Origin of the sequence: Streptomyces sp. G7(2002) (genome assembly GCF_028870195.1) — a bacterium.
Classification (GTDB): Bacteria; Actinomycetota; Actinomycetes; order Streptomycetales; family Streptomycetaceae; genus Streptomyces; species Streptomyces nigrescens.
This window is the reverse complement of sequence record NZ_CP102609.1, coordinates 5,907,442-5,919,848: the sequence shown is the minus strand read 5'-3', so window position 1 is coordinate 5,919,848 and position 12,407 is coordinate 5,907,442. Positions and strand designations below refer to the sequence as shown.

The window sequence follows — 12,407 nt, the reverse complement described above, 5'->3', positions numbered from 1 at the left end:
CCTTCCGGTACAGCCTTCCGTTACAGCTTCTCCACCGGCGCATACCGCAGCAGCAGCCGCTTGGGCTTCTCGCCGCCGAAGTCGATGGTCGCCTCGGCGTTGTCACCACTGCCCTTGACGCCGACGACCGTGCCGAGGCCGAAGCTGTCGTGCGTGACGCGGTCGCCGACGGCCAGCGAGACCACCGGGCGGTCCTGGGAGCGGCGGGTCGCGAAGCCGCTGGGGCCCTTGGCGCGCGACGACGACAGCGAGGAGCCGAAGCCGCCTCCGCCGCCCGCCGAGAGTCCGCCCATGGAAGCGGACGGCGTCGCCGGGCCCGTCCGCTTCCACTCCACGAAGTCGTCCGGGATCTCCTCCAGGAACCGGGAGGGCGGGTTGTACGAGGGCTGGCCCCAGGCGCTGCGCATCGTGGAGCGGGTGACATAGAGCCGCTCACGGGCGCGGGTGATGCCGACATAGGCCAGCCGGCGCTCCTCCTCCAGCTCCTTGGTCTGGCCCAGCGAGCGCATGTGCGGGAAGACGCCGTCCTCCATGCCGGTCAGGAAGACCACCGGGAACTCCAGGCCCTTGGCGGTGTGCAGCGTCATGAGGGTGATGACGCCGCTGCCCTCCTCGTCCTCGTCCGGGATCTGGTCGGAGTCGGCGACCAGCGCGACCTGCTCCAGGAAGTCGGAGAGGGTGCCGGGGTTCGCTTCGCCGCGGTCCTGCTCGAATTCCAGGGCGACGGCGGCGAGTTCCTGGAGGTTCTCGATCCGGGTCTCGTCCTGGGGGTCCGTGGAGGCCTGGAGTTCGGCGAGGTAGCCCGTACGCTCCAGGACCGCTTCCAGGATGGTGGCGGGACCGGCGCCGGACTCGACGATCGTCCGCAGCTCCTCCATGAGGACGTTGAAGCGCTTGACGGCGTTGGCGGAGCGGGCCGCCATGCCGTAGGCCTCGTCGACCCGGCGCAGCGCCTGCGGGAAGGTGATCTTCTCGCGCGCCGACAGGGCGTCGATCATCGCCTCGGCGCGGTCGCCGATACCGCGCTTGGGAACGTTCAGGATGCGGCGCAGCGGGACGGTGTCCTCGGGGTTGGCGAGCACCCGCAGATAGGCGAGGACATCGCGGACCTCCTTGCGCTCGTAGAAGCGCACTCCGCCGACGACCTTGTAGGGCAGCCCGACCCGGATGAAGATCTCTTCGAAGACCCGGGACTGGGCGTTGGTGCGGTAGAAGACCGCGACGTCGCCGGCCTTGGCGTCCTTGGCGTCCGTCAGCCGGTCGATCTCGTCGGCGACGAACTGGGCCTCGTCGTGCTCGGTGTCGGCGACATAGCCGGTGATCTTGGGGCCGGTGCCGGCGTCCGTCCAGAGGTTCTTGGGGCGGCGGTTCTCGTTGCGCTCGATGACGGCGTTGGCGGCGGACAGGATCGTCTGCGACGAGCGGTAGTTCTGCTCCAGCAGGATCGTGGTCGCGTCCGGGTAGTCCTCCTCGAACTGGAGGATGTTGCGGATCGTGGCGCCGCGGAAGGCGTAGATCGACTGGTCGGCGTCACCGACGACGCAGAGCTCCGCGGCGGATTCGGCGGGGCCGACCAGCTCGCGGACGAGGGTGTACTGGGCGTGGTTGGTGTCCTGGTACTCGTCGACGAGGACATGGCGGAAGCGGCGGCGGTAGTGCTCGGCGACATCCGGGAAGGCCTGGAGCAGATTGACCGTCGTCATGATGATGTCGTCGAAGTCCAGGGCGTTGGCCTCGCGCAGCCGCGCCTGGTACATCGCGTACGCCTCGGCCAGCGTCTTCTCGAAACCGTCGGCCGCCGTCCCGGCGAAGGTCTCCTCGTCGATGAGCTCGTTCTTGAGGTTGGAGATCTTCGCGCTGAAGGACTTGGGCGGGTAGCGCTTGGGGTCCAGATCGAGATCACGGCAGACCAGGGCCATCAGGCGCTTGGAATCGGCGGCGTCGTAGATCGAGAAGGACGAGGTGAAGCCGAGCTTCTTGGACTCGCGGCGCAGGATGCGGACGCAGGCGCTGTGGAAGGTGGAGACCCACATGGCGTTCGCGCGCGGGCCGACCAGCTCCTCGACGCGCTCCTTCATCTCACCGGCGGCCTTGTTGGTGAACGTGATCGCGAGGATCTGGCCGGGGTGGACATGGCGCTCGGCGAGCAGATGCGCGATGCGGTGGGTCAGCACCCGGGTCTTGCCGGAGCCGGCGCCGGCGACGATCAGCAGCGGGCCGCCGGTGTGCACCACGGCGGCCTTCTGCTCGTCGTTGAGCCCCTCCAGCAGCGCCGCGGCGTCGACGGGCGGGCGGGCGGCGCCGTCGCGGTAGTACGACTCCCTGGGGGCGGGCGCGTCGAACCTCCCGCCGAAGAGGTCGGCGGGGATCTCCTCCGGGGCCGGACCGTGCTCGTCCTCGGGGGGCGGCGGGTGCTCCTCCTCGCCCTTGTGGCCGAGGTCCGCCAGGAAGCTGTCGTCAAAGAGGCTGCTCATCGCCCACCGAGTCTAGGCCGCCGCACTGACAGTCCGCCGCGGAGTAGCGGATTGCGGGCCGTCCGCGGGGCGGGCCGTGGCGCCGCGGCAGGTCAGACGTCCGGGGCCGTCACAGATCGGGCGGCGCCTCGTCTACCCGAATCCGACATCTGGCAGCACAACACCCGCATCGCGTTCAGGTCACGAAAAGGTTTCGGGCATATCGAACATCAGCCTTCACAGGAGCCACACGAGTTGGCTAACGTCCTCGCTCAGGCAGCCCGCCTCCCCGTGGACGACAGCGTCCGCACGGGCCGCCACGCCGAGTCCGGCACTGCCCCCAGGCACCCGGAGCCGGGGACCCACCAGCACCACCGGGGTGAATCGATCCGTACGGCCGTCGCCAGTGGACGTCCGGACCGTAGGGCAAGCCTTCCGTCAGCGACACCGCCCGAACCCGACAGCTAACCCGGTAGGCGGTCCACGGAAGGAGTTGCCGGTCTTGGCGTCGCATCGCAAGCCGCGCACCAGCGTTCTCGCCTCACCCGGAGGCCGTCGTACGGCGGCCGGACTCACCACCGCCGCCCTCGCCTCGGTCACCCTGCTCTCGCAGTCCGCCGAAGCGGCCCCCAGGGCGCCCAAGCCCACCGTCGAAGAGGTCAAGCAGAAGGTCGACGATCTCTACCACCAGGCCGAGGTGGCCACCCAGAAGTACAACGCCGTCAAGGAGCGCGCCGACGAACAGCGCGACACCGTGGACGGCCTGCTCGACGCCGCGGCACAGCGCGCCGAGAAGATGAACCAGTCCCGGCGGCTGCTGGGCACCTTCGCCTCGGCGCAGTACCGCACCGGCGGCATGAACCCGACGGCGCAGCTGATGCTGGCCAAGGACCCGCAGCAGTTCGTCGACCGCAACCACCTCATGGAGCGGCTGTCCGGCCGGCAGAAGCAGGCCGTCACCGACTACCAGGAGCAGCAGGCGAAGGCGGCCAAGCAACGTGCCGAGGCGACCCGCAGCCTGGAGCGGCTGCAGACCTCGCAGGCCTCCCTCAAGGAGTCCAAGCGCTCCGTCCAGGACAAGCTGGCCGAGGCCCGTCAGCTGCTGTCCCGGCTGACCGCCCAGGAGAAGGCGCGGCTGGCGGAGCTGGAGCGCCAGAAGGAGGAGGCGGCCAAGCGCCGGGCCGCGGAGGAGGCGCGCAAGCAGCAGGAGCGGGAGCGCCAGCGGCAGCAGGACGGCGACGGCTCGTCCGACGACCGGACCGGCGGCGGCTCCACCGGCGGCGACTCCGCCGGTGACTCGGCCTCCACCAAGGGTGAAAAGGCGCTCGCCTTCGCCCGCGCCCAGATCGGCAAGCCGTATGTCTGGGGCGCGACCGGCCCCGCCTCCTACGACTGCTCGGGGCTGACGCAGGCGGCGTGGAAGGCGGTGGGCGTCGATCTGCCGCGGACCACCTGGGACCAGGTCAAGATCGGCCAGCGCGTGGCCACCAAGGATCTGCAGCCCGGTGACCTGGTCTTCTTCTATGACGACATCAGCCATGTCGGCATGTACATAGGCAACGGGAAGATGGTCCACGCTCCGAAGCCGGGCGCCAACGTCCGGGAGGAGTCGATCTACTACATGCCGATTTACGGGAGTGTCCGCCCGGGCTGACGCCCGGCCCGCTCCCCCACAAGACCACCCCCCACGGTCACCCCCCACACGCCACCGCGCGGCCGTCGCCTCCGGATCCGGAGTGCGAGGACCGCGCGGTGTGCCGTGGTGGGGACGTGCGTCAGGTCCAGAGCACCGCGATGAAGATGTTGGCCACCGTCAGTCCGCCGACCGCGGCGAAGAGCGGCTTGTCGACCGTCTCGTCGTCCCGCTTGACGTAGACCAGCGCCAGGATCACCACCAGCAGGGCCATCTTGATGCCGAGCTTGATGTTGTTGAGGGGGTGGTCCTGGGCCTGGTTGAGGCCGACCAGCACGATGCCGGTGACCAGCATCGTCAGTGCGCCGTGCAGCATGGCCGGCACGAAGCGGGCGGTGCCCGCGCTCATCGCCTTCATCTGGGTCAGAAAGCCGCCCAGCAGGGAGGCGATGCCGATGATGTGCAGGCCGACGAAGATATTGGTTACTACGTCCATAGTGCTGGATCGTAGCCGCCGTATAGCACGGCCCTTCGGGCAGGGCGCCCACTATCGCCGCTTCGGTCAGGCCAGACCGGTCCCGGCCGTAGGACCATGGCGCCGCGGTCACCCGCGTACCTGCCGTGGTCGAAAGCGAACAATGCCGGGCAAGGGGACTCACTGCCGTGACATCCAGGCTTAGCGTCCTCCCTCAGGCGGCCGACTCCCCGCCTCGCCGGCCTCCCACCGGCGTTCCGTCGGCCGTCCCCGCCGAGAGGTGCGGCGGCGGTCCGTTGCCCCCGTGACGGACCGCCGCCGGGCCCACGGCTCGAAGGGAAGGAAGTGACGGCCACCGTGGCCTCGCACCGCAAGCCCCGGCAGCATCCGCTCGCCGCGCTCACCGGCGGTGGCTCGCGCAGCGCGCGCACCGCCCGTACGGCCGCCACCCTGGCGCTGGCCGGCGCCGCCACCGCCACCGCCACCGGCTTCGAGGGCACCGCCCAGGCCGCACACCGGCCCACCCCCGCCCAGGTCAAGGACCGGGTCGACGCGCTGTACCAGGAGGCAGAGGTGGCCACGCAGAACTACAACGGTGCGAAGGAATCCGCCGACACCGCACGCGAGGAACTGAGCAGACTGCAGGACGAGGCCGCCCGCAGGACCCGGAAGCTGAACGCCGCCCGCACCGAACTGGGCACCCTGGCCGCGAGCCAGTACCGCTCCGGCGGCGTCGACCCGGCCGTACGGCTGCTGCTGTCCGCGGACCCGCAGCGCTATCTGGACGGCGCCGCGGTGCTGGAGCGTACGGGCAGCCATCAGGCGACCGCGGTGGCCGGCTATGCGCGCCGGCTCGGCAGCGTACGGCAGGTCCGGCAGCGGGCCGAGGAGACCGTGGAGCGGCTGGCGGACACCGAGGCCAAGCTGAAGAAGCACCGGGTCACCGTCGTGCACAAGCTGGGCGCCGCCGAGGAGTTGCTCCACCGGCTGACCGCGGAGCAGCGGCAGCGGATGGCGGCCCGGGACGGTGCGCGGAGCGGGCCGGGGCAGGGCCGCACGGGCCACGGGGCCGGTCGTGGGGACGGCCCGCTCGACGGGATTCCCGGGGGCGCGGGAGGCGTCGCCGCGGCACAGGCTCCCAGCCCCCGTGCCGCCCGCGCCGTCGCCTTCGCCTACAGCGCCCTCGGCAAGCCCTATGTCTGGGGCGCGACCGGCCCGTCCGCCTACGACTGCTCGGGGCTGACCCAGGCCGCCTGGAAGGCCGGCGGGGTCGCCCTGCCCCGTACGACCTACACCCAGATCAGCTCCGGGCCGCGGGTCAACAGATCCCAACTCGCCCCTGGTGACCTGGTGTTCTTCTACTCGGGCATCAGTCATGTGGGGCTCTACGTCGGGAACGGCCAGATGATTCACGCACCGCATCCGGGGGCGCCGGTACGGATCGCACCGATCGACCAGATGCCGTTCGCGGCGGCGACCCGGCCCGCGTAGGGCGCCCCACGGGCTGCGTTTCGGCCCGACTTCCGCCCCCGGAAAGGCAGTTGGGGCGGCAGCGGCCTCCGCGTACGATCGGCCGGATGACGCACACCGCCGCGGCCCCCGACACCAGCCTCCGCTCCGCCGTCCATGCCTGGGTCGACGGCTGGGCGCGTGCGCGGGGTACGGAGGCGCCGCAGGCGGTGCCCGGCGGGTTCCGGATCGAGGTGCGGCGGCCCGGTCATCTCGCGCGCCATGTCCTCCCGGAGGCGGAACCGGCCGTCCTGCGCGACCTGGTGGACACGCTCACCACGCCCGGTCTGTGGATCAAGGCCTGCGCCCCGCGCGAGGTGGTCGAGCCGCTGCTGACCGCGGACTGGGAGATCAGCGAACCCCAGTACCTCATGACGACGGACCGGTTGGCGGCGTCGCGCTCCGGCGCGGGCCTGCCGTCCGGCTACCGGCTGGAGATCGTCGACGAGGGCGGGGCGGTGTTCGAGGCCCGGGTGCACGCTGCGGGCGGGCCTGGGGCCGGGGGCGGGGCCGGCTCCTGTTCCGGGGCCGGGGCCGGGGCCGGCTCCTGTTCCGGTACTGGCTCCGGCTCCAGTTCCGGTACTGGCTCCGGTTCCGGTGGTGTCGAGGGGTCCGGGCCGGTCCTCGCCGCGAGTGGACGTGCCGCCCTCACCACGGGGGCACCGGGCAGCTCCCCCGCCCCGTACGCCCCGTCCGTCGTCTTCGACATGATCGGCACCGAGCCCGCGCACCAGCGGCGCGGGCTGGGCCGGGCGGTCATGGCCGCGCTGGCGGGCCGCGCGGTGGAACGGGGCGCGCGGCAGGGCGTGTTGGTGGCCAGCCCGGACGGCCGTGCGCTCTACGAGGCCATGGGCTGGCGGCTCCGGTCCCCGGTCACCGCCGCCGGCCGTATGGGGTGAACGGCCGCGGGCTCCGGTACCGCCGCCCGTAGGGGGAAGTGTCCCAAGCTCCGCGGTGCCCGCTCCCGTGCCCTCACGCCCTGAGCTGCGTCCCCAGCCAGCGGAAGATCTCCGGCACCTGCTGCTTCCAGACCACCGTGGTGTGGCCCGCGCCCGGCGGGATCTGCCGCAACGTCACCGTGGTCGGATTCTGCGCGAACTGGCGGAGGCCGAGCCCGGCCTGGAAGCCGTCGCGCTCCGCGCCCGACACATACAGCGCGGTACGCGGCGGCTTCCCGGCCGCGTTGGCCGACTTCAGGATGTGCAGCGGGTTGGACTCGATACGCAGCTTGGGGTCCTTGCCGGCCAGCGAGTCACGCTCTAGTGCCGGGTCGTTGTAGCCGGACATGGCGACCGCGGCACGGTAGCGGTCGGGGTGGGCCAGTGCCAGCTTGGCGGCGCAGTGCGCACCGGCCGAGTAGCCGGCCAGGGCCCAGGAGTCCGGCTTGTCGCCGGCCCGGAAGTTGTCAATGATCATCTTGCGGACGTCGACGGTCAGCCAGCTGTCGGCGTTGACCTTCCCGGGGATGTTGACGCACCCGGTGTCCGCGCCGGGGAGGAGATTGGTCCGGGGCGCCACCAGGATGGCCGGCTTGACCGTGCCGTTCTGCATCAGCGGCATGAGCTGCTCGGCCGCGCGCAGCGAGCCCATCCAGGACTTCGCCGAACCCGGATAGCCGGGCAGCAGCTCGACCACCGGGAACTTCTTGTCCCGGTAGGCCGGGTCGTTGTACTGGGGCGGCAGCCATACGTAGACCTCGCCCCGCACCCCCGAGATCCGGCCCTGGAGATCGGTCATCTGAACGCCGGCGCCCACCTTGGGGTCGTCGGCCGGGCGGAACTGCTGCAGCTGCTTGGGCTCGTGCTTGATCTGCCGGCCGCCCATGCCGTCGGGGCCGAGGTCCCGGGCCGCCTCGACATGGCTGCCGGTGCCGAGCAGATCGTCCCAGGTGTCGTAGAGGCTGTTGGCGTTGTTGACCAGGACGAAGACCACGGTGATGGCCGTGACCTGGGCGAACAGCAGCATCAGCAGCCGGCCGAGGCCGCGCACCAGGGGCGGCCCGGCTATTCGGCCCCAGAGGGCGAAGGGCAGCACGACGGCGACGATCAGCAGCGTGAGCGAGGTGAGGAAGAAGGGCGTGCCCGTCAGGCTCATCGGGTTCTCGCTTCCAGGACAAACTACGCGAAGGACGTGGGGTGGTTCCGGCCCCGCCTTCGGCAGTGAGCCTCTCCGCGCCCTTAGATGGTGACCGCAGGGTCCTGGTTGCCCTTCTTAGGTGCTTTGTTACTCCCTCGTCATGAAGCGGTGTGTGAGCCCGCCTCCGTGCCGGTTCCGCAGGTCAGACCAGCCGCCGGGCCGCTGCCCACCGGGTCAGCTCATGGCGGTTGGAGAGCTGGAGCTTGCGCAGCACCGCGGAGACATGGGACTCGACGGTCTTCACGGAGATGAACAGCTGCTTGGCGATCTCCTTGTAGGCATAGCCGCGGGCGATCAGCCGGAGGACCTCGCGCTCGCGCTGGGTGAGGCGGTCGAGGTCCTCGTCGATCGGCGGGGCGTCCGTCGAGGCGAAGGCGTCCAGAACGAAGCCCGCCAGCCGCGGGGAGAAGACCGCATCGCCGTCGGCGACCCGGAAGACCGCGTTGACCAGGTCCGTGCCCGTGATCGTCTTGGTGACATAGCCGCGGGCGCCGCCCCGGATGACGCCGATGACGTCCTCGGCCGCGTCGGAGACGGAGAGCGCCAGGAAGCGGACCGGGCGCTCGGTGTCGGTCATCATCGCGGCGCTGCGGCGCAGCACCTCGACACCGCCGCCCCCGGGGAGGTGGACGTCCAGCAGGACGACCTCGGGCCGGGTGGCCGTGATGACCGTGAGCGCCTGGTCGACGTCGGCGGCCTCGCCGACCACCTCGACGCCGGTGCGCCCGGTCTCGCCGATCTCGGCCTGGACGCCCGTACGGAACATCCGGTGATCGTCGACCAGCACGACCCGTACGGTCCGGCCCTCGGCCGTCCCGCCGCCGGTCCCGTCCTGCTGTGCGCCGTCGCTGCTCATCTCTTCCGCCCGTCCCTCGGTGTCTGCCCCGCCATCATCCCGTGCACCGCCGCGCGCTGTCGCCTCCGGCCGCCCCTCGCCCGGCCCGGTCATATCCCGTGCTCCGTCGCCGCGCGCTCCATCTCCAGCTCGACGACCGTGCCGCCCTCGGGGGCAGAGCGCAGCTGGGCGGTGCCGCCGTGGCGCTCCATACGGCCGATGATGGACTCCCGTACGCCCATCCGGTCCGCGGGGACCGCGTCCAGGTCGAATCCGGGGCCGCGGTCACGCACCGAGACAAAAACCGAGCGGCCCTCCACCTCGGCGAACACCTGCACCGCGCCGCCCTCTCCGCCGTATTTCGCGGCATTGACCATCGCCTCGCGTGCGGCCTGCATCTGGGCGCCCAGCGGCTCGTCCAGCGGGCAGTCGCCGACGACCACGACCTCGATGGGGACACCGTGGTCGTCCTCCACCTCGGCGGCGGACTTGCGGACCGCCTCCGCCAGGGTGGCCGGCTCCTCGTCCTCCTCCTTGCCGCGGCCCTCGGGCTTGTAGAGCCAGGCACGCAGCTCACGCTCCTGGGCGCGGGCCAGCCGCGCCACCTCCCGGGGGTCGTCGGCGCTGCGCTGGATCAGGGTGAGGGTGTGCAGGACCGAGTCATGCACATGGGCGGCCACTTCGGCGCGCTCCTGGGCACGGATACGCATCAGCCGCTCCTCGGAGAGGTCCTGGGCCATCCGCACCAGGTAGGGGCCCGCCAGCAGCGCGATGCCGACGACGACGGCGAGCGCGGCCTGCAGCACCGAGCCGAGATGACGCACCGACCCCTGCAGCACGACGATGCCGGTCACCCCGACGCCGACCAGAAGGACACCGGCCGCGCCGCGCAGCATCGTCAGCAGGCCGTTGCGGCGGCCGAGCTCCAGCCACTGCGCACGGCGGGAGTTGTCCGCCTGCCGCCACACCAGGGCGACACCGGCGCCGATCAGCAGCACCGGCCAGAGATAGCCGTCGGCTTGGCCCAGCTGGAAGCGGGAGGCGACGATCGAGGCGCCGATGAGCAGCGCGATCAGCGCGAAGACCTGGCCCTTGTCGGGGCGGTGCCGCAGCCGGAGGCGCCTGCCGTCCGCCGGGGCGGGCTGCCGGTGGTCCACGCCGCCGACGCCCAGCGGGACGAAGAACCAGAACGCGGCATACAGCAGGGCGCCCATCCCGTCGGCCATGAACAGGGCCACGAACACGATCCGCACCCAGGAGACCGGCAGTCCGAGATGGCCCGCGAGCCCCCGCGCGACGCCACCGAGCAGCCGCCCGTCAGCGCTGCGGTAGAGCTTGCGCACAGGCGGGTCGTCGGGGTCCGGCGCCGGGGCGTAGCTCGTCTCGGCGCGGGGCGGTGCGGTGGTCATGTGCTCGATCGTCACACGGCGCCGGGGCCCAGGGCATCAGGGTCGTCCCTGAACCTGTCCCTGACGTTTCCGGGGTGTGGTCAGGGGCCGGGCGCCGGCGACGGCCCGACGGGCCTGCAGCGCCCGCCCCGGCCCACCGCGCTCCGGTGCCTCAGTCTTTCGGTGCCTCAGCTCTTCGGGTCGGTCCTGCGGAAGCCGTCCCTCACCACCGAGAAGAAGGGGCTCCCGAACTTCGTCCAATTGGCTTCCGGGGCGGACACGAAGATCGCGTAGTCCGTGCCACCCGCGCGGCCGAACCCGAGATCTGCCGCCCGATACGTACGGGCCTCACCCCGGAAGGTGTACTCCCAGATCGCGGCGGGTTCGCCTTGGAAGACGGTGCTCGCCAAACGCAGCTGCGTGTAGTCCCGGCTATGCGCCTTCTGGTAGGCCTCGAGGCCCTTGAAGTGCTTCACCGCGTCGCCGGAGGAAAGCTCCAAGACGCTGACGGTCAGCCTGACGTTGTCCTTTTCCGAGTAGTAGTTGATCGTCCGGCCGTGGTCCTTGACCTGCCGGATCCAGCCATCGGGCACCGGGAAGGTCACGCCGAGCGCGGATTCATTCACTTGCCGGTAGCCGTCGGGAAGGGGCGGCGGCGGTCCGATGCTGTTGTCCGGGACGCCGGAGGGCTTCGGGGTGCCCTTGTCCGCCGCCGCGTTGGACGCGCCGGCCTCATCGGGGCGCATCAGGTACCAGGCCGTGCCCGCACCGCCCCCGGCGAACAGCACCCCGGCGATGCCCCAGACCACGACCCGGGCGACACGCCGCCTACGGGGGGACTTGCCGCCGGACAGGGCCTCCGTGCGGTCCCCGTTGGCCCGCCTGCCGACCGCCCCGTCCGGGAGAGCCATAGGGCCGGTCACGGCGCTGCCGCCGAAGTCCGTGCCCGAGCCCGTGTCCGAGCGCGCGCCCGTGGCCATGCCCGCACGGGTTCCGGTGCCGCTCCCGGTTCCGGTTCCGGTGCGGTCCGACGTGGCGCCCGCCCCGCCCGTGTGCGGCACCGGACGGGTCGGAGCCTCCGTCTGCTCGCCCGGCGTTGCCGTTTCCGGCGTACCGCGTCCGACCGTGCCCAGTGCCAGCGTCGGCCTGCCGTACAGCGCCGTGTCCGCATCGGCCTCGGCGGCCCGCAGCGCCTGTTCGACGACCTCGGCCGTCGGGCGGTCGGCCGGCTCCTTGGCGAGCAGCGCCTCGATCAGCGGGGTCAGCACCCCGGCATTGCGCGGCGCCTCGAGCGGGTCCATGGCGATCGCGTACGCCGTCTCGACCGCGGTGTCCTTGCGGAACGGGGGCCGTCCCTCGACCGCTTGATAGAGCGTCGCTCCCAGCGCCCACAGGTCGGATGCGGGCCCGGGGCTGCCGCTCCTGACCCGCTCGGGCGCCAAGTAGTCGATGGAGCCCACCAGCTCACCCGTTTTGGTGAGCGTGGAGGTACCACTGGCGACCGCGATGCCGAAGTCGGTGAGCACGACCCGGCCTTCCTCACCGAGCAGCACATTGCCCGGCTTGACGTCACGGTGCAGCACACCGGCGGAGTGCGCGGCACGCAGCGCCGCCACCATGCCGCGTCCGATACGGGCGGCCTCGCGCGGCGTGACCGAACTGTCCTGCAGCGCGGCTTCCTTGATGAGATCGCCGAGTGTCGTCGAGGGGACGTACTCCATGACGATGCACGGCATCCCGGCGTCGTCCACGACGTCGTGCACCCCCACCACATTGGGGTGGTTGATGCGCGCCGCGGCCTGCGCCTCACGGGTGGTGCGCTCATAGCGCCTCGCCAGTTCGTCCGCATCGAGATACGGCGCCACATGCAGACGCTTGACCGCGACCTGACGGCCAAGGACCTCGTCCCGGGCCCGCCAGACGGTTCCCATACCGCCCTGGCCTATCCGCTCAACCAGGCGATATCGCCCGGCGACCA

The 12,407-nt window shown here is 71.4% G+C and carries 9 protein-coding genes and 1 riboswitch; of the genes, 3 read left to right on the top strand and 6 right to left on the bottom strand.

Translation table 11 applies throughout. The features are described 5' to 3' along the window. Positions 1 to 20 precede the first annotated feature (20 nt). Positions 21 to 2,474: a DNA helicase PcrA gene (pcrA, locus tag NUT86_RS25195; RefSeq protein WP_274737695.1), complete on the bottom strand. Its 2,454-nt coding sequence runs from the start codon at positions 2,472 to 2,474 to the stop codon at positions 21 to 23. A gap of 304 nt (positions 2,475 to 2,778) precedes the next feature. Next, positions 2,779 to 2,948, top strand: a riboswitch (cyclic di-AMP (ydaO/yuaA leader). 7 nt (positions 2,949 to 2,955) lie between these two features. Here pcrA and NUT86_RS25190 point away from each other — a divergent pair. Further along, positions 2,956 to 4,107, top strand: coding sequence for a C40 family peptidase (locus tag NUT86_RS25190; protein WP_093637004.1), 1,152 nt, complete (start codon positions 2,956 to 2,958; stop codon positions 4,105 to 4,107). A 121-nt stretch (positions 4,108 to 4,228) separates the two neighbouring features. Here NUT86_RS25190 and NUT86_RS25185 read toward each other — a convergent pair whose 3' ends face one another. Then, positions 4,229 to 4,582, bottom strand: a complete 354-nt coding sequence (locus NUT86_RS25185; protein ID WP_274737692.1) for a hypothetical protein — start codon at positions 4,580 to 4,582, stop codon at positions 4,229 to 4,231. A 324-nt stretch (positions 4,583 to 4,906) separates the two neighbouring features. Between NUT86_RS25185 and NUT86_RS25180 the strand changes: the two genes are divergently transcribed. Beyond that, positions 4,907 to 6,052: a C40 family peptidase gene (locus NUT86_RS25180; RefSeq protein ID WP_159486649.1), complete on the top strand. Its 1,146-nt coding sequence runs from the start codon at positions 4,907 to 4,909 to the stop codon at positions 6,050 to 6,052. A gap of 86 nt (positions 6,053 to 6,138) precedes the next feature. After that, positions 6,139 to 6,969, top strand: a complete 831-nt coding sequence (locus NUT86_RS25175; protein WP_274737690.1) for a GNAT family N-acetyltransferase — start codon at positions 6,139 to 6,141, stop codon at positions 6,967 to 6,969. 73 nt (positions 6,970 to 7,042) lie between these two features. Here the strand turns inward: NUT86_RS25175 and NUT86_RS25170 are convergent, their stop codons facing one another. The 4 genes from NUT86_RS25170 to NUT86_RS25155 all read right to left on the bottom strand — a co-directional run bounded on the left by NUT86_RS25170 (position 7,043) and on the right by NUT86_RS25155 (position 12,360). Continuing rightward, positions 7,043 to 8,164 carry an alpha/beta hydrolase gene (locus NUT86_RS25170; protein WP_159486653.1) on the bottom strand — a complete coding sequence of 374 codons (1,122 nt, stop codon included), beginning with the start codon at positions 8,162 to 8,164 and terminating at the stop codon, positions 7,043 to 7,045. A gap of 184 nt (positions 8,165 to 8,348) precedes the next feature. After that, positions 8,349 to 9,062, bottom strand: coding sequence for a LuxR C-terminal-related transcriptional regulator (locus NUT86_RS25165; RefSeq protein WP_109896413.1), 714 nt, complete (start codon positions 9,060 to 9,062; stop codon positions 8,349 to 8,351). An 89-nt stretch (positions 9,063 to 9,151) separates the two neighbouring features. Next, entirely contained in the window at positions 9,152 to 10,450 is a 1,299-nt protein-coding gene (locus NUT86_RS25160) for an ATP-binding protein (RefSeq protein ID WP_159486657.1), read from the bottom strand. Positions 10,451 to 10,617: 167 nt separating this feature from the next. Further along, positions 10,618 to 12,360: a serine/threonine-protein kinase gene (locus tag NUT86_RS25155; RefSeq protein ID WP_274740618.1), complete on the bottom strand. Its 1,743-nt coding sequence runs from the start codon at positions 12,358 to 12,360 to the stop codon at positions 10,618 to 10,620. Between the last annotated feature and the right edge of the window lie 47 nt (positions 12,361 to 12,407).